12 protein-coding genes are annotated in these 18738 nt (G+C 54.1%); 9 read left to right on the top strand and 3 right to left on the bottom strand.

What is annotated here, in order from left to right; genetic code table 11:
- Window positions 1–39: 39 nt before the first annotated feature.
- Window positions 40–900, bottom strand: a complete 861-nt coding sequence (locus AC52W5_RS10280) for a carbon-nitrogen hydrolase family protein (RefSeq protein WP_495670933.1) — start codon at window positions 898–900, stop codon at window positions 40–42.
- Window positions 901–1119: 219 nt separating this feature from the next.
- On the bottom strand, window positions 1120–4962 hold the full coding sequence (locus tag AC52W5_RS10275) for a YhdP family protein (RefSeq protein ID WP_495670932.1): 3843 nt from the start codon (window positions 4960–4962) through the stop codon (window positions 1120–1122).
- A gap of 247 nt (window positions 4963–5209) precedes the next feature.
- Here AC52W5_RS10275 and glnE point away from each other — a divergent pair, with 247 nt between their 5' ends.
- From glnE to AC52W5_RS10240, 7 genes are all read left to right on the top strand, one after another.
- Window positions 5210–7990, top strand: a complete 2781-nt coding sequence (glnE, locus tag AC52W5_RS10270) for a bifunctional [glutamate--ammonia ligase]-adenylyl-L-tyrosine phosphorylase/[glutamate--ammonia-ligase] adenylyltransferase (protein ID WP_495670931.1) — start codon at window positions 5210–5212, stop codon at window positions 7988–7990.
- Between the two features lie 227 nt (window positions 7991–8217).
- A complete protein-coding gene (locus tag AC52W5_RS10265) occupies window positions 8218–8517 on the top strand; it encodes a hypothetical protein (protein WP_495670930.1) in 300 nt (99 codons plus the stop codon).
- Between the two features lie 108 nt (window positions 8518–8625).
- The gene (locus AC52W5_RS10260) at window positions 8626–9129 is read left to right on the top strand and encodes a PEP-CTERM sorting domain-containing protein (RefSeq protein ID WP_495670929.1); all 504 of its coding nucleotides are present in this window, start codon (window positions 8626–8628) and stop codon (window positions 9127–9129) included.
- A 459-nt stretch (window positions 9130–9588) separates the two neighbouring features.
- The gene (locus AC52W5_RS10255) at window positions 9589–10506 is read left to right on the top strand and encodes a branched-chain amino acid transaminase (RefSeq protein ID WP_495670928.1); all 918 of its coding nucleotides are present in this window, start codon (window positions 9589–9591) and stop codon (window positions 10504–10506) included.
- 54 nt (window positions 10507–10560) lie between these two features.
- Window positions 10561–10764, top strand: a complete 204-nt coding sequence (locus AC52W5_RS10250) for a zinc-finger domain-containing protein (RefSeq protein WP_133669024.1) — start codon at window positions 10561–10563, stop codon at window positions 10762–10764.
- A gap of 121 nt (window positions 10765–10885) precedes the next feature.
- Window positions 10886–12295, top strand: coding sequence for a phosphomannomutase/phosphoglucomutase (locus AC52W5_RS10245; protein ID WP_495670927.1), 1410 nt, complete (start codon window positions 10886–10888; stop codon window positions 12293–12295).
- Window positions 12296–12386: 91 nt separating this feature from the next.
- On the top strand, window positions 12387–12908 hold the full coding sequence (locus AC52W5_RS10240; protein WP_081363489.1) for a low molecular weight protein-tyrosine-phosphatase: 522 nt from the start codon (window positions 12387–12389) through the stop codon (window positions 12906–12908).
- Window positions 12909–13059: 151 nt separating this feature from the next.
- Here AC52W5_RS10240 and AC52W5_RS10235 read toward each other — a convergent pair whose 3' ends face one another.
- Complete coding sequence (locus AC52W5_RS10235) at window positions 13060–15969, bottom strand: Rne/Rng family ribonuclease (RefSeq protein WP_495670926.1); 2910 nt, start codon at window positions 15967–15969, stop codon at window positions 13060–13062.
- A 491-nt stretch (window positions 15970–16460) separates the two neighbouring features.
- Between AC52W5_RS10235 and AC52W5_RS10230 the strand changes: the two genes are divergently transcribed.
- On the top strand, window positions 16461–17447 hold the full coding sequence (locus AC52W5_RS10230) for an RluA family pseudouridine synthase (RefSeq protein ID WP_495670925.1): 987 nt from the start codon (window positions 16461–16463) through the stop codon (window positions 17445–17447).
- 122 nt (window positions 17448–17569) lie between these two features.
- On the top strand, window positions 17570–18520 hold the full coding sequence (locus AC52W5_RS10225) for a S49 family peptidase (protein WP_495670924.1): 951 nt from the start codon (window positions 17570–17572) through the stop codon (window positions 18518–18520).
- Window positions 18521–18738 lie beyond the last annotated feature (218 nt).

The following is an 18738-nucleotide window of genomic DNA, read 5'->3' as shown; positions in this document are numbered from 1 at the left end:
TAGTTAGTGGTGGAGAAGGAGAACAAGGTTCAATGGAATTCAGCAGTGACGCAGTGTGCGGTGATTCAAGGCGGGCAGGCTGCTGCGCAAGCTCGCCTGGTATTCCGGATCAATATCCGCGATGACGACCCCGGGTCCGCGCGGGAGGCGGTCCAGCACCACGCCCCAGGGATCGACTATCATGCTGTCCCCGTGGGTTTCCCGCCCATTGATATGGTATCCCCCCTGGGCAGGCGCAACGACGTATGCCAGATTTTCGATGGCTCGAGCGCGGATCAAGGTTTCCCAGTGCGCCTTGCCCGTGGTGGCGGTGAAAGCTGCCGGGGCGAAGATAATGTCTACCCGCCCCATGGAACGGTAAAGCTCGGGAAAGCGGATATCGTAGCAGATGGAAAGGCCGATGCGGCCAAAGGGGGATTCCAGGGCAACGACACCCTGGCCTGCCTCAATGGTTTCTTCTTCGGCATAGCGTTCAGTCCCCAGCTCCAGACCGAACAAATGTATTTTGTCGTACCGTGCGACCTGCTCACCATTGTCGTTGTATACCAGGCAACTGTTTCGTACCTTGTCAGGGCGGGAAGAAACCAGGGGCACCGAGCCGCCTACGAGCCAGAGGCCGAGACGCCTGGCAGTATTGCCCAGGAATTCCTGTATCGGCCCCTGATTATCCTGCTCACGTGCCGCTACTCTATCAGCATCTTCCATTCCCATCAGACAGAAATACTCGGGGAGCGCCGCCAGCTTCGCGCCGCGTGATGCAGCTATATCCAGAAGCCGCCCGGCTTCTTCCAGATTGGCGTAGATATTTGGACCTGCCGCCATTTGAATGGCGGCAACACGTATCGGCCCCCTGGGGGCTGTTTCAGGAGGAAGCGAGTTACAGGCTACGGAGTCTTGCATATTTGAAGTGTATTTTCCAGGCAGCGGGGAATACAGAGTAACTTAAAAGATTGTCTTTATAAAGTATTGTGGCTGATACCACGTTCGACATTGTCCCAGGCCGCCTTGGGGCTCCTATGTACTGGATTTAATGCAGGCGCTAGTTTGGCGAGCGTCATATAACGGGCATGGTCAGTCAATGCGACCGTTGCCGGCAGACCTCGCGTAAGGAGACTCGGGTCATGGTTGAGGTCCAGCCAGTTCCGGGGGGGGTTGCCCTATCCGGGTTACGACAGGATCTGCCCAGGTGCCGGTAATGTTGTAGTCCCTCGATGGAGCAGAGGTTTGTTTCATGGCTGTGCTTGCAATTACCGATGCCATCCCGACTACGGGAGACGCAAGTCCATAGGAAGGGGTAACCCTGATGTGAAGTTTTTGCGTTTCCGCTTCGAGATTCATCTGTCCATTCATGGTAACCCTTGCAGCCGGCCCGTTGATTTTAAGCTCATCCGTCGATGCAATGCCACTCGCGATATTTATGCTGCCGGAAATGTCGTCAAATCCGAAACCTTTACTGAACACATCGCGAAAGTCCAACGTGATCCGCCGCGGCAGCGAGCGGAGATTGAAAATGCCAAAGAGCCTGCCGATTCCTGGCTCAAACCCGGGAAACTGTCCGCGTCTTGCGTCAAGCTTAAACCTGCCGGACAAGGTGGAGTAATCTATCGACAAGGGATCCCCCTGCCAGGACAGGATGCCCTCAAGCGTGCCGCTTCCACTGGTTATGCGATCAGGAAGGTCGAATCGTTCCAGGAATTTGCCAATGTCATCTGCTTTCAGCATGACCGTAGCCTGCGTCTGCGGAGTTGCAGTCCGGCTTTTCCATAGACCTCGCATTGTTATCGAACTGTCCGGATTGACAATGTGCAGTTTGTCGATGTACCAGTTCCGTTCTTCCTGATTTGCAACCAGTTCCAGCTTACCCAGTTGTTTCTCGCCAAAGACAAAGTCGTCCGCGATTACATCGAGCGCCGGCAGATCCTTTTCCTGTTGGCCGCTCCTGGATACAGTACCTGGCCCGGAAGGAGAAATTGCAGGAATGATCAGCCTGTTCAGGCGCGCCACTATCTTGCCGGTGCCGGATGGGTTCCAGGTGATGCCTCCATTGACCTCCTCGCTTGCAATCATGCAATACCACAGACCGTCTTTTCTGTCAGCATCCAGCCTGACATCATCGAACTGCCTGCCTAGAAAGCCAAGCGATCCTATATAGAGGTTTAAGCCGCTCAAACTGGAAGGGGCGGCAGATTGGATTTCGAGCTGCTTGAGCAAAAGGCGCCAGCGGTCGAGATTCAATACGGGCAATGCACCCTTTATCACGATACCGGGCTCTTCAGGAGGAAAAACGGTTGAGGGACCGAAAACGACGGAACCGCGCTCCATGTAAAAATGACCGGCATCGTCCCGGTCGCGCCTGATCTTTGCCTTGATGCGCTCGCCATAGCTCAGGTGCAGTTCCTCGCTCTGTATACCTGTTGCCTTTCTTTCGAATTTCACTGGTATTGCATCATGCGCGGCCTTCGACAACGGCTCGGGCAGATCCGATGAAATTCCCTTTAAGGATGATTCAACGATCACATTCGTGGACCGGTTGTCTACGAGCACCGCTGCTTGCCAATCGCTGCTGCCATGTACGTGCCGAGTCCAGAAAGGGGCGCTGCGTGACGTGCTGGCTTGGGAGGCTTCATTCAGGTTGTCGAAATTGACCTTGCCGATAGCGGAAAAACGTATGCCACCGCCTGGCATATCAGAGGAAGTGATCAGCACGGGACCGCCGAGAAGACGGCCACTCAGGTTTTCCGTTCTTATTTCAGAACCGGTAAAGGTCAGTGCGCCGTTCAATTGCTCCAGCTCGGGAATATGTGGACCCGGATCGATCCGGTTGTTCATGAATCGGTAGTTGCCCCACAGTTTGATTTCCCCTGACCCGCGCAAAGGAATATCAAGTTTGAGCAGCAATCTCCCGTCGCCAGAAATATGGGTATTGTCCACCAGCCAGTTGTCGTAAGTGCCTGGGGTTTTTGCGGCAGCGAATGCCAGAAACTGATGGGTGGCGCCGCTCGCTTCCAGTTCGGTTTTGAGCCTCGCCTCGGCGGCAGTCATGTCAGGAATGATCAGTCTTGCGTTCCCCAGGCGCGCTCCAAGGATGTCCCCTTTGGAAACATTGATCTCCATGCGATTATCGTTAAGACGTACGTTGCCTGCGAGATTCTCTATCCGGGGCCAGCCGGGGAGGTGATCGAGCAGCATGCCCGATATCTTTGCGGCAAATTCGAAGACGCCGGGATTGCTTGAGACGGAGGGAGGTCGAGCCAGATTCCCCTTGAGGTGAAGCCGAGCATTCGAAATATTCCCTGCAACAATGGATTCTCCCAGCCAGTCAGGAAAATACTCTCTCCCTTTCCCGGGCAGGAGACGCAGCAGAGAAGGCGCGTCAGCGCGGGTGAGATGAGTTGTCAAGTCGAGGATACCCGGGCTGCCAGGCACTGTCTGGTAATTTCCATAGGCTGACCCGGCTGCATATGCACTGGAGAAGGAGATATTGCTGAACTTTATCGACTTTGAACCGTTGCTGGTCAGGTTCCATCTTATCTGTCCCGTAAGTATATTCAGCGTTATCGGTTCAACAGGTGTATCCGGCGGTTGCAGCACGGTGTTTTGGGAATCCAGATTCAGCGTGCCCCCCTGTTCGGTAATGTCAATATTCCCGCTGACACCAGTAAAGGCAGGCATGCTATCGGACCTTTTCATTCCCAGTCTGGTAAATCTCCCCGTGGCATGGAAAGAAGAGGGTGTCGGCCATTCGCCCGTCCATTTTATCAACATCGAATGCAGTTTGCCGCGGGGGGAAACAGCGCGGATTTTAGTCCGAAGCGGCTCGCTCATCGGCAGGTATTTCGTCAACTCCTCCAGTTTATCCAGTCTCAGGTTCTGGACGCTCAATGTGTTGCTATCCGGTTTGCCGGCATCGTGGTGAAGCTGCTGCAACGAAAAATCCAGCAAAGGCAAGGGCGGTTTGCCATAAAACGCAGCGGTGAGCCGACGTGCGAAAAGTTGACTGCCGTTGCTGCCTTTATCATCTATCTTGTGCCACCCGACCCTGCCTGCCAGCCTGGTCAGGTTCAATTCCGGCAGAGTCGGCGCGAGCCGCGCCTTTACATTCTGCAGGCGCATGTCTGCCGTAACTTTGTTCATATCTGCTCCGTCGATACCCGCCCAGATACGCAGCGCGCCAACACCCTGATTCAACTTTATTTCCTCGGGGAAGGGCAGCCAGGCACGCCAGGCTGCTATATCGGCACGGGTTATCTGCATGAAAAGCCGGCCCCGCCATAATCCGGGATTTGCGAGTGACTCTCCCTTGAAATCCCCACGCATATCGAGATGGGCGGCAAGCCGCGCGGGGGGTACGGCACTGATGCCGAAGCGATGATGTCTGCCCCGGTTCTCGAGGCGCAGGTTGACCAGCAGTTCCAGCTGCGGGGCAGCGCGCTGATCATCCTGCCAGAGGATATTGGCATTGTTTATGATGACTTGCCTCTGGTTGAGGAGCCAGTCGAAAAAGCCATCTTCACTTCCGGCAAATTCCTGCTTCAGTGCGAATCCGGCGACATGAATGACGCCGGCAGCGTCTCGACGTACGATCAAATCAGGCTGATCGATTGCGATTTCACGAAAAAGCAATTCGCCATGCAATATCGAACGCCATGAAAACGTGCCTTCAAGGCGATTCAGCAGCAAGGTGACACCCTCGTTATCATGCACGCGCACATCACGCAACATCATGTGAGGCCGGAACCCGTCCCAGTTCGCGCTGACCTCGCCCAGCATTACATATTGGCCGGAAGCATGGCTGATGGCGGAAGCGATGTTTTCACGGTACTGTTCGATATTCGGCAACAGCCAATAGCGGAGAGACAACAGCAGAACCGAAAAGACGGCTGCAACTGCAATCAGCACCCACATGGAAAGCCGGAACAGGAAGCTCCGTAGCACAAAAAATGAAATTGCTGACAGGTTCAATAAATTGTTCCGATACGGGTACTTGGGGAAGGACTCAGGAACATTCGGACCCCTGATGATTATTCGTTAAATCATACTCAAAGGAATCTGATCCGGAGGTGAATGCCGAGGGAAGACGTGACAAAGCGGATTAGATGCAGCAACAGGTTCTTTGTTCAATCCTTCAATAGAAGCTGCGGCATAGGTTATGCAGGAATTATCTACTCCACTCATTATCCTCCCATTTTATTTTAACCCGAATTCAATCATGCTTTCCCATAGTCCCGCCAGAGAAATAGTGCAATCTATCCTGCCGCTGAGCCGTTACGTCCAAGGTCAGGTGGCAAGCGACCCCGGCCTGCTGGCTGAGCTGGAGCAAAACCTGCAGCGACCTTTCATGCGAGAGGAAATGCAGGCATTTCTGCAGGCATCCGCTCAAGGAATAAATGATGAGGAAGGACTGCACGCGGTCCTGCGCGGCTTGCGCAAACAGGTGCTGCTGCGGGTAGCGTCGCGGGACCTGGCAGGACTGGCTGATCTGGCCGAGGTGATGTCATCCATGACAGTTCTGGCGGAGCTTACCATCGGTTTCGCGCTGGAGCGCTTGTACGCCTGGCTAGCTGAGCCAGGGCGTTACGGTCAACCGAAAAGCGCCGATAGCCGGGTTCAGCAGATGCTGGTCATCGGGATGGGAAAGCTTGGCGGTGGCGAACTCAATGTTTCTTCTGACGTGGATCTTGTTTTCGTATATCCGGAAGATGGCGAGACCGATGGACACCGGTCAATTTCCAATCAGGATTTTTTCGTTCGCCTGGGACGAAAACTGATTACAAGTCTTAATGACATTACCGCAGACGGTTTCGTTTTCCGGGTGGATATGCGGTTGCGGCCGTATGGGGAAAGCGGGCCGCTGACGATGAGCTTTGCCATGCTGGAAGAATATCTGATCACCCAGGGACGGGAATGGGAGCGTTATGCGTGGATCAAAGGCCGTGTCGTAGCAGGTCCGGGTGAAGAAAAACCAGTCCCTGTAGAGCAGATCACGCAACCCTTCGTGTTTCGCAAATACCTGGACTTCGGCGCCTACGAATCCATGCGCGCACTTCACGCCCAGATCCGCCGGGAGGTTCAGCGCCGGGAAATGTACGGAAATATCAAACTTGGGTCGGGCGGTATCCGCGAAATCGAGTTCATTGCCCAGGTATTCCAGCTGATCCGGGGCGGACGCGATCCGGATTTCCGCATCCGGCCCACGCTTGCTGTACTGAACTTGCTGGGGGAAAAACAACAGTTATCGGGGGAAACGGTGGCAGAACTGGTAGAGGCATACACTTTTTTACGCAACCTTGAGCATCGCCTGCAGTATCTTGACGATCAACAGACCCACGTTCTGCCTGAAAGCTCCCCGGATCAGTCGCTGATTGCAGCTTCGATGGGTTTTGCATCCTATGACGGATTTTTGAAGAAGCTCAACGACCATCGCTCGAATATAACGCGACATTTTGAGGCTATCTTCGCGACGCCGCGTACTTCTGAGGCCTCCAATGCGCTTGCCGACCTGTGGAAGGCTGGAGAAGACGGCGTTCAAGCCGAAGGCGCGCAGACGCAACTCACTAAACTGGGATTTTCCAATCCGGAGAAAGTTCTTGAGTGTGTGGAGGAATTTCGCTCGGGCACCCGCTACAGGCAACTGCCGCAAACGAGCAAAAAACGCATCGATGCGCTTGTTCCTGCCCTGATCGAAGTGGCTGCAAGGTTTCCTTCCGCAGACCTCACGCTGGAACGACTGATGCAGTTGCTGGAAACCGTCAGCAGGCGCTCGGCTTATCTGGCCCTCCTGCGCGAGCATCCCCACGCGTTGGGACGGGTAGCCAAGCTCGTCAGCGCAAGTCACTGGGCCAGTGAATACTTGAACAGGCATCCGATCCTGCTGGACGAACTGCTCCCGGGACAGTTTCGAGATCCGCTCGATTGGTCTCGTGCCGGGGAAAGGCTGATGCGCCAATTGCAGGATGCGGAGGGTTCCGGCGGCACCGATGTCGAACAGCAAATGGATATATTGCGGCATTTCCACCATGCCCAGGTATTTCAGTTGCTGGCGCGGGATGTGGAAGGATTGCTGCCACTTGAGACCTTGAGTGATCATCTTTCAGATCTTGCCGACTTGTTGCTCGATACCGTATTGCACCTCGCCTGGTCGGGGTTGAGGAGGAGGCATAGAGATATACCTGCTTTTGCCATCATCGGCTATGGCAAGCTCGGCGGCAAGGAACTTGGTTATGCCTCCGACCTCGATATCATTTTTCTCTATGACGATCCCCATGCCGACGCTCCAGAAAGCTATGCCCGGCTGAGCCAGCGTATCAACTCATGGCTCACCAGTTACACTTCAGCGGGATTGCTCTACCAGACAGACCTGCGTTTGCGCCCCAACGGTAGCAGCGGCCTTCTGGTGAGTTCGATTCAGGCATTTGCTGAATATCAGCATCACCATGCGTGGGTCTGGGAGCATCAGGCGTTGACTCGAGCGCGATTCGTGGCCGGAGATGCACAGGTAGGGGAGGCATTCGAGCATATTCGCAGGGAAGTGCTGCGTCACCCGCGGGAATTGCCGGATCTGAAACGGGAAGTATTGGTAATGCGGCAAAAAATGCTCGACGCTCACCCCAATAACAGCGGGTTGTTCGATATCAAGCATGACCGTGGGGGCCTTATCGACGTCGAGTTCATCGTGCAATACCTGGTCCTTGGATATGCCTGCCATCACAAGGAGTTGACCGGCAATATCGGTAATATCGCATTGTTGAAGCTGGCGGCAAAGCTGGGGTTGATCAGGAATGAAGTCGCAGAACCGGCCCTTAATGCCTACCGGGAATTTCGGCGGACGCAACACTGGCTGAGATTGAGCGGTTACTCCGACCTCGCTGGTTCGTCTTTCGCGAACGGCAAATCGCAAAAATTTGCACGCGTTGAAGCAGATTATTTTGAGAATGAAATCGCGGCAGTTTCCGGCTTGTGGAGCGAAGTCTTCGGCGCATCCGCGGTTTAGTCCTCCCTGGATTCAGGGTACACCTCCATCATATTCAGCAGTTCGATGAGATGAATGCGCACGCGCTGGAAATATTTCTTTAACCAATGGAGCAATTGTCTCTTGCGGTTTGGGTACGAAGTGCTATACCTCTAAAAAGTCCTGAAAAAATTCGACGTTTTCTTTGGTTATAGGTCCGTAAAGCCTATTAAATCTTTTAAGAAAGAGGGGAGAAAAGGGAGGTTTACATGCACTCAGTCAAAATACTCGCCGGAGCAACGTTTGCTACCGCCATTCTTTGCAGTCCCTCCGCGTGGTCCGCCGCCCCCGTGGTGTACAGCGGATCGGGCGCCAACGTAACTACCGCTCTTGACGCTTTTCGCGCCGCAATCGGAGGCGCCAAGAATACCGGTGCGCCCGAAATGAGCGGTCGCCGCGAAATCAGTTGGGATGGAGTCAGGCTTGACGGTACAGACGTGAATCCGAACACTCAAGTGGTTGACAGCGGTCATACAGTCATTCTCCCAGTTGATCGTTTCCGCGCCTAGGGCGCATTATTCGAGGATCCCTATGCGGTAAGCGGAGATGGCTTTGCCAGTGTTAACCCCGCCACGGCGGGGCAGTTTCCTGCCTTCAGTCCCAACAATACCTTCGTCATGCAGGATGACACTCCATACCAGTTCGACGACCGCTTCATCGGCCAAAGCTTCACCATTCCCGGCACGGCGACAGCAGCCGGGACACGTGGTTTCGGTGCCATCTTCGTCGATGTAGAAAAAGCTGGCAGCAGCAGCATCGAATACTTCGGTCATGACAGCAGTGGACACGAGGTCAGCCTCGGCACCTTTAATGTGCCCACGGGTACCAGCGGTGAACCGCAGTTCCTCGGCGTGCTGTTCGATCAGCCGGTGGTGACGGACGTGAAGCTGGCTGTGGGGACAAACACCCTGTTCAACTTCGATGGCACCCATTTTCAGTCGTTTGGCGGTGAAAATCTTGCTGGCGGTACTGATCTTGCCGTCACCGATGATTTCGTTTACGCGGAACCGACCATGGCAGCAGCCATTCCCGAGCCGTCATCTTATGCCTTGATGCTGGGGGGCCTTAGCCTGCTTGGTTTGATTGCCTATCGCAAGAGACCCGCGTTTAACCAGCTCTAGCATCATTTCAAACAAACCCCCTCTTAGCGAGGAGGTTTGTTTCAGTGACTTATTTTTATAGCTGACTGTTCCTGCAAGTGGCCCAAACACTCTCAGACCATCTGCAATCGTATTTGCCTATAACGGTAACGGGCTTATACTCTATCGGCAAATCGCTGGGATGGCACTTAATCCTAAAAACCGCCTGCCATTAATTAAGCTGTCTGTCAGCAGTAAATTCTGGTCTTCACGTTTGTTGCGAAACCGGATCTATCCCCGTCGGCATTCAGGATAAATTCCCTTTGATAGCAATTCCAGAATAAGCCGGGTACTAACGGACGAGCCGGGATAGGTATGTGGAACGGTTGCAAGTCCGGTGCAAACAGTCCGTTTTCCTGCATCCCTTCTCTCGAAAGGGAATCCAGAGGATCAGGAAATACGTTAGAATATACAAACTTAAATTCTCTCCGGAGTCTGTGAATGTCAATGGCTGACCGCGACGGTGTAATCTGGAGTGATGGAAAGATGATTCCGTGGCGTGAGGCTACCACCCATGTACTCACCCACACCCTGCACTACGGGATGGGGGTATTCGAAGGATTGCGCGCCTACGAAACCCCCCGTGGACCTGCAATTTTCCGTCTGAAAGAACACACCGATCGTTTATTCAATTCCGCGCACATCTTCATGATGAAGATGCCCTATGACAGGGCTACATTGATGCAGGCGCAGTGCGATGTCGTAAGGCAGAACAATCTCAAGTCGGGCTATATCCGTCCCATCGTATTTTACGGTTCGGAAGCGATGGGCATCTCAGCCAAAACGCTTTCCGTGCATGTGGCTATTGCAGCCTGGTCGTGGGGCACGTATCTCGGCCTTGATGGTCTCGAAAAAGGTATCCGTGTCAAGACATCGTCATTTACGCGGCATCATGTGAATGTCAATATGTGCCGCGCCAAATCAGTCACGACTTATGCAAATTCCATCCTGGCGCATCAGGAAGTAGCGCACGACGGCTATGACGAGGCGCTGCTTCTAGACGTGGACGGCTATGTTGCAGAAGGAGCGGGTGAAAACATATTCATCGTGAAGCAGGGCAAATTGTATACCCCTGACATGACTTCCTGTCTGGAAGGCATTACACGCGCGTCTCTCATAGAGCTCGCCGGAGAAATCGGCATTCCGGTTATCGAGAAGCGCATCACCCGAGATGAAGTCTATTGCGCGGATGAAGCCTTTTTTACCGGTACCGCAGCCGAGGTAACCCCGATCAGGGAGCTGGATAACCGCACGATAGGCAGCGGCAGGCGCGGCCCTGTCACGGAAAAACTCCAGGCCCTCTTTTTTGAATGCGCCAGGGGAAATGGCAAACATGCCGACTGGCTCACCTATGTCTGATAAAACTTTATATCCTCATCGATCCATTTAAGAGATACGTCTTAGGAAAATCTGATGCAGAAGCTTGCCGCCAACACCCAGCGCCAGATCGAGGTGACGTCCGATGATCTGCCGCTTCATTGTCCCACGCCTTCCATGCTGTTATGGAATTCGCATCCCCGGGTTTTTCTGCCCATAGAAGATACAGGGGAAGCGCTGTGTCCCTACTGTGGTACACATTATGTACTCAAGGGCGGCGCAGTTGCAGGCCACCATTGACCTGAATATACCTTAAAGCCCAAATACGAAATACGAGCAGCACAGTCGTAAACAGTGCGAATCCTGCCACTGAAGATACCATTGATACAGCTGAAATTCATCTACTGTCCACCCATCATCCATGCGTCAACTTCCACCAGAAATCTTCAAAGCCTATGACATTCGAGGGATTTTCGGAAAAACACTGACCGTTGAAGGTGCCGAAGCGATTGGTCACGCCATCGGCTCTGAGGGGCGTGCGCGCGGACTTGCCGCCATCACCATAGGGCGCGACGGAAGGTTGTCGGGTCCCGAGTTGGTGCAAGCCCTGGCCAGGGGTCTGCAAAAAAGCGGCGTCAACGTAATCGATGTCGGTGCTGTCGCGACCCCGATGCTCTACTACGCGGCGCATGAGTTGTCCGGTTATTCCGGCGTGATGGTAACCGGAAGCCATAATCCGCCGGAATACAACGGCTTTAAAATGGTACTGGGGGGAGAAACGCTTGCTGCGGAATCAATACAGGCCTTGCGTGCGCGCATCGAAAATGAAGACCTTGCTCACGGCAATGGAAGCTACCACAAGCAGGACATTGCGGAAGGATATCTCCGACGCATAACCGCAGACATAAAGCTGGGGCGGCCCATGAAGATTATCGTCGATTGTGGCAATGGGATACCCGGTTTATACGCTCCGGAGTTGTACCGCAGGCTCGGATGCGACGTAACGGAGTTGTTTTGCGAGGTCGACGGCAATTTTCCCAATCATCATCCGGATCCTTCGGTACCGGAGAATCTGCGGGATGTGGTGCAAGCGCTTGAAACGACTGATGCCGAGATAGGGCTGGCCTTCGATGGAGATGGTGACCGCGTGGGCGTAGTTACCAAAAGTGGAACGATCATTTATCCGGATCGGCAATTGATGCTGTTTGCAGCCGACGTGTTGTCGCGGAATCCGGGTGGCCGGATCATTTTCGATGTGAAATGTACGCGTAATCTGGCGCCCTGGATCGTGCAGCACGGAGGCGAGCCGATCATGTGGAAAACCGGTCACTCCTTCATCAAGGGTAAACTGAAGGAAACCGGGGCGCTGCTGGCGGGGGAAATGAGTGGCCATATCTTTTTCAAGGAGCGCTGGTATGGCTTCGACGACGGGCTCTATGCCGCAGCCCGTTTGCTGGAGCTGCTCAGTTCCAGGGTGGATATTGATGCTGCATTCAACTCGATTCCGGACGCGGTTAGCACGCCAGAGTTACAGATCAGGTTGAAGGAAGGGGAAAACTACGCGATTATCGCGCAACTGCAGAAAACAGCCCGCTTTGACGGGGCTGAGCGCATCATTACTATCGATGGAATGCGAGTCGAATATGAAGATGGTTTCGGCCTCGCGCGCTCATCCAATACCATGCCGGTAATCGTGCTGCGCTTCGAGGCAGACAGCGAGGCAGCTTTGAGGCGTATCCAGAATGATTTTTGCAGAGCGATCCTGCAAATCAAACCGGACGCGGAACTGCCTCATCAACTGAGGGGAAATCCTCTTTCCGCCACATGCTGATGAGTTGCTGGAATGTTCTGAAGGACGTTGCCAGCAAGTTACAGGAATGGAAATGCCCCGCGTGGGAAGTCAAACTGAGATATAACTGAATATGATGAACAGGAGAGAGGGCACCAGGACCAACGTTTTGTTCGTTTGCATGGGCAACATCTGCCGCTCGCCCACCGCTGAGGCCGTTTTTCGGCACCAGGTCATCGCGGCTGGGGTGGAGGAAGAAATCCACATCGACTCTGCCGGTACACATGATTATCACATCGGCGAGCCGCCGGATGAAAGGGCGCAAAGAGCAGCGGGAAGAAGGGGATATGACACAAAAGCATTGCGTGCTCGCATGGTAGATGAAAAGGACTTCGAGTTTTTTCACTATATTCTGGCAATGGACAGGGCGAACCTGGCTGTCCTTCAGAGAGAATGCCCAGCAGAATACAGTCATAAACTCGGATTACTGATGCAGTACAGTGAAAAATTCTCCGAAGGAGTACAGGAAGTGCCGGACCCTTATTTTGGGGGAAGCCAGGGCTTCGAGCATGTGCTCAACCTGGTGGAGGATGCCGGGCGGGGGTTGCTCAACCGGATTCGTACGGAAAATCGGGAAATGGGTTGCGCTGAATAACCGGAGTTGCGCATGCAGTTCAAGCCCAAGCGAAATTTCATCAAGCTGCTGGATGAGGTGGCGCGCAGTGTGTCGATGCCGCGATATCGATGTGTATAAAGGCGGGAGAGTCTATCCCGCCTTTTTTCGTGAATCAGGTTGAACCGAGCTTTTACTTATGGGTTTCGACCTGTACCAACGATTCGTGCTGCTCGATTACCGGTGGAGGAGGCGTTCTTTTACGTCGAGGCTGCGCTTTCATTGCTTCCGCTTCAGTTTCAGTTTCAGCAGGTCTTATCTTTTCGGGAAGGGTCTCGATCATGATCAGGCCCGCTGCACTTAAATCGAGGGATTGCGTGGCCCCTGGTTGCTGAGGAGGCTCAGCTTGCTGCCCCTCTTGTGCAGGAACTTCTTCCTGTTCGATTTCTGCGGTTTCTGCACGGGGCATAGCCATTTCCAGGGCGCTCACGAGAACCCTGGAGGTGTCGTCCTCCGGAACGCTCCTTGCTGCTTCAACCGGCGGCTCTGATACCGGCGGTTCTGATGCCATTAAAATCGACGCACCCATAACCGCTGCTTTGGTCGCTGCCTCCCTCCGGTCCTCAGACAGCTTGTCGGATGGCTCATAAGCAATCTGGTGTTCATTCGCTGGAGCCACTTTTTCGGTTATCGTAGCTGCCGGAGCAGGGGCAGATTCCACTGCAGCCACCTCGGGCACAACCACCGGCAGAACTCTATCCGCATGCAAAGGTGCGGAATGGGTGTCATCCCTTGCCCCCGCAGGGGATTCCATCAATGCCTCTTTTTCGTCCAGGAGGACAGAAGCCAGGGCAAGCGACGGTGTTCCATTTATCGGGCTCGAAATGATATCCGCCGCAGGATTGTCCTCATGCGCGACCTGATCGGCAGATTGCTGGAAAGGAGAATCCTTTACAATTGTCTGCCCGGCTTCACGCGCTGCACGATCCGGGCGCTCGCTCCGGTCGCGTTGCCTGCCACCACGCCGTCTGCGGCGGCTGCCTTCCTCGCTTGACTGTACGACTTCTTCCGTGGCGGACGGTTGCTCGGAAGAGAGCTTGAGGTCCGTCCGCGGTTTTTCTTCACGCTGCGGCCGGGGATGCTTTTTCGCAGCAGCTTTTTCGCCCGGAGTTTTTGCCTCGCTGCGTTCCTGGCGCTGGGGCACAGCTTCGCGCACCGACCCTGGGGCACCGCCTGGGCCGACTTCGCTCCCGCGCGCTGCGCGCTCATCACGTGGACGTTGGGCGGTGCGTGCCGCCTTTTCACTTTCACCGTTGCGTCCTTCCCGGCGGTCGCGGCGTCCCTGGCCCCGTTCCTCACGATGGGCAGCAGCGGCAGCCGGTTCGTGCCGAACAGTCTTTTCGCCGACCCCCACCTGTTTAAACCAGCCGAATATTTTATCGAGCAGGGAAAGCGGTTCCGGTTCATGCTGCGGTTTTTGCTCGCGTATCGGCGCAGGTTGGGACGGCGTGATGCCTCTTACCGCTGCCTGTTGCCGCACAGGCTTGGCTTCCTGTCCGCTTGAAGGGAGGGGGATCTCCTGGGGCGGTTTCTCCACCAACTGATAACTCGTCTGAACTTCACCAAGTTTTACGTCGTCATGACGCAGGCGCGTGATGCTGTAATTGGGCGTTTCGAGATGGATGTTGGGAATCAGAACGACACTTACTTTCAGGCGTGCTTCGATTGCATGAATTTCCGCACGTTTTTCGTTCAGCAGGTAGGTCGCTACATCTACCGGCACCTGAGCATGCAGCACCGCCGTATTTTCCTTCATCGCTTCTTCCTGAATGATTCTGAGGATATGCAACGCCGAGGAATCGGTGCCCCGGATGTGACCGGTGCCGTGGCAGCGTGGACAGGAAATGTAGCTGCTTTCACCTAGGGAAGGCCGCAGTCGCTGGCGCGATAATTCGAGCAAACCGAAGCGGGAAATCTTGCCCATCTGCACGCGTGCCCGATCGTAGCGCAACGCGTCGTGCAACCGGTTTTCCACCTCGCGCTGGTTGCGCGAAACTTCCATGTCAATAAAGTCGATCACCACAAGGCCCCCGAGGTCGCGCAGCCGCAGTTGCCGCGCAATTTCGTCTGCCGCCTCCAAATTGGTAGCCAAGGCCGTCTGTTCGATGTCGGAACCACGGGTGGCACGGGCTGAATTTACGTCCACCGATACCAGGGCTTCCGTATGATCGATCACGATCGATCCACCTGAAGGAAGGGTAACCTGTCGTGAATATGCGGTTTCGATCTGGTGTTCGATTTGAAAGCGGGAAAACAGGGGCACGTCGTCGCGATAGAGCTTGACCCGCGCTACATTGCCTGGCATGACATGCCCCATGAACTGGCATGCCTGCTCATAGATGCTTTCCGTGTCAATCAGGATTTCACCGATTTCCTGATTGAAGTAATCCCGAATTGCCCTGATGACGAGGCTGCTTTCCTGGTAAATCAGGAAAGCGCCGCTCTGGCCTTTGGAAGCATCTTCAATAGCGCGCCACAACTGCAGCAGGTAGTTGAGGTCCCACTGCAACTCTTCTTCGCTGCGTCCTATCCCTGCCGTCCGGGCTATGATGCTCATGCCTTGGGGAATGTTCAAATGCGACATGACATCGCGCAGTTCGGCGCGATCTTCGCCCTCTATGCGGCGCGAGACACCTCCCCCGCGCGGGTTATTGGGCATCAGCACCAGATAACGGCCCGCGAGTGAGATATAGGTGGTAAGTGCGGCTCCTTTTGTTCCCCGTTCGTCCTTGTCCACCTGGACGATGAGCTCCTGGCCTTCATGAAGCGCGTCCTGGACTCGAACCCGACCCGGGTCCGGGCTCTCTTTCAAATAAGAGCGGGAAATTTCCTTGAACGGCAGAAAACCATGCCGCTCACCCCCGTACTCGACGAAGGCGGCTTCGAGGCTTGGTTCAAGACGGGTGATAACAGCTTTGTAGATATTGCTCTTGCGTTGTTCCTTGCCGGCAGATTCAATGTCGAGATCGATGAGTTTTTGACCGTCGACAATAGCGACACGCAATTCCTCCGGCTGTGTCGCATTAAATAACATGCGTTTCATTTTTTATGCCTCCCGCGCTCTAGTCACGGGCAGACAGCCTACGCGCGCAGGAAAACATGTCCTGCGCGCGTATACGAGAGCTTTTAGTCAGACAACTTGATCATGGCGTGGTAGCTGCTTATTAGTAGCTGCTTGTTAAAAATGGCCACTTCTCTGGCTTATTCTCTGGCTTGTCACTGTGGCCCTGCTTTATTTCGCAAGCAGAACCAGGAAATTAGTTTCAATCAGGTTTCGACTAGGGCTGCCCGTAACCAGGCGCTTCGAAACTGAAAACTGAAATCGACGTGTGCTTTGAGCGCGTAAATCCATTACTATCGCTACTTTATTGGTGAGCGACATTAACCATATCTTGGGGTCAGCTCTTTTCCCTCGGATAAAATCCCATCAACAGTACCACCTCGTGCACCGGATAAAGGATAGGCTGGAACCCTGACTTGACAAGTATAAGTAGAGTTAAAGATTTACGCAAAGAATTTCCTCCAAGTCCTGCGGTGAAGGAAATCATAGGGGAGGACAGCAAGGGGCAGCGTATTGATAATTTTTTAATCAAACGCTTGAAAAACGTGCCCAAAAGTCACATCTACCAGTTGTTGCGCAGCGGGCAGGTGCGGATTAACAGCAAGCGAGCCGCTCCGGACTACCATCTCCAGTCTGGAGATACCGTTCGCATACCTCCGGTGAGAATGGTGGAAAGATCGGCGCCGCCCCCGAAGAAATTGAGCAAACCGGGTTTTATTGCATTCCAGGTTTTGTTCGAGGATGATGCACTGATTGCCGTCAACAAGCCTCCCGGAGTTGCCGTGCATGGAGGAAGCGGCATAAGTTTCGGAGTGATAGAGCAATTGCGCGCCCAGCATCCTGACTGGAGGTTTCTGGAACTCGTGCATCGACTGGACAGGGAAACTTCCGGCGTATTGCTTCTTGCCAAGAACCGGCCGGCACTTGTAGAGTTGCATCAACAACTTCGTGCTGGAGAGGTGGAAAAGCACTACCTGACCCTGGTCAAGGGGCGGTGGCGTAATGCACGACAGAGTGTCAGGCTGTCGCTCAGAAAATATCTGACACCTGCCGGTGAGCGGCGTGTAGCAGTGGAAAAGGATGCAGATGAAAAAAAAGGTGGAATGAGCGCTCATACTGTTTTCATCCTGCGAAAATCTTGGCAGAGCTTCAGCCTGCTGGAGGCTGAACTGAAAACCGGGCGTACCCATCAGATTCGCGTGCACCTTGCCTATCTCGGGTTTCCTATAGCGGGAGATGACAAGTATGGTGATTTTGCCTTGAATAAGGATATTGCCCGGCGTGTTCCTGGTTTGGAGCGCATGTTTCTCCATGCCCGGGCGATCGAATTCACGCATCCCGTTACGCATGAAAAACTTCGTCTCGAAGCGCCGCTGCCGGATGATCTGCAAAAATTTCTGAATGCGATGGATAACCACGATAAATCATCGAAGCTTCCGGCGGAAAGGACGCTCTCCTGACTAGAGATCGCTACAGGTATGGTAGCCGGGGGCGGAAGCCAATGAGCAGTTTTGGCGGTTTTATGTTTGTGGCCTGTCGCTGCGGCAGGACGCTTTATTTGACTTGAAGGATCGAAATAATTATGTCTGATTCACAGAATCGAAATGAAGATTGGGACAGGCAGGTGCTGGAAAAGCTGGTGTTCTCCACCTTGCAGGAACAGCGTCGCACACGGCAGTGGGGGGTATTTTTCAAGTCTATTACTTTTATCTGGCTGTTTATCCTGCTATTTTTCGGTCTTGGGTGGTTTGAGGACAGCAGTATGTCCATTTCCGGCAAGCATACCGCTCTCGTCGATTTGCGCGGTGTAATCTCTCCCGACAGCATCAGCAGCGCGGAAAACATTACCGCGGGTTTGCAGCAGGCATTCAAGGACGCAAAAACGCAGGGTGTGATCCTGCGCATCAACAGTCCTGGGGGAAGTCCCGTCCAGGCAGGATACATCAATGATGAGATACGCCGCCTGCGTGCAGAATATCCTGAAATACCGCTCTACGCGGTCGTGGAAGATATCTGCGCTTCAGGTGGTTATTATGTAGCAGTTGCCGCCGACAAGATATATGTGGACAAGGCAAGTATCGTTGGTTCCATCGGCGTCCTGATAAACGGGTTCGGTTTCACGAAAGCAATGGAAAAGCTTGGCATCGAAAGGCGGTTGATCACGGCAGGGGAAAGCAAGGCCTTTCTCGATCCATTTTCTCCCAACAATCGCGAGCAGGAGGAATATGCAAAGAAAATGCTGGGTGATATCCATGAGCAATTTATTCAGGTAGTTCAGCAAGGCCGGGGCGAACGCCTGAAAGAAAGACCGGAAATATTCAGCGGCAAGGTGTGGACAGGTCAAAAAAGTGTCGAACTGGGGCTTGCTGACGGAATGGGCAGCGCGGAGTACGTGGCGCGGGAAATTATCAAGGCGGAACGCATTGTCGACTATACAACTCGGGAAGGAGTTGCCGAACGCCTTGCCAAGCGCTTTGGAGGAGTGCTAGCGGAAACATTGGGTGGTTTGGGAATGAGTGCGGGATTCCACTAATCCGGATATTTCGCCAGATTACTCTCGGGGCGACCCTGGCGAGTGGAGCAGTGTCTTCCGAAGGAAGATGCGACTCCGAAACGGGAAATTGCAAGGCGACCGTGCGGGGAAAAAGTACTCTGTATACGATACGCTTTCCCTAAGCGTACACTCTGACATAGGGGCGCGGTCGCGGCGCCCCTCCGCTGCACGATCCCACTTCGCGGTCCCTTATGTCG

This window comes from Nitrosospira sp. CT, from assembly GCF_059489795.1.
Note: the sequence above shows the minus strand (reverse complement) of the source record. Positions and strands in the feature narration are given on the sequence as shown.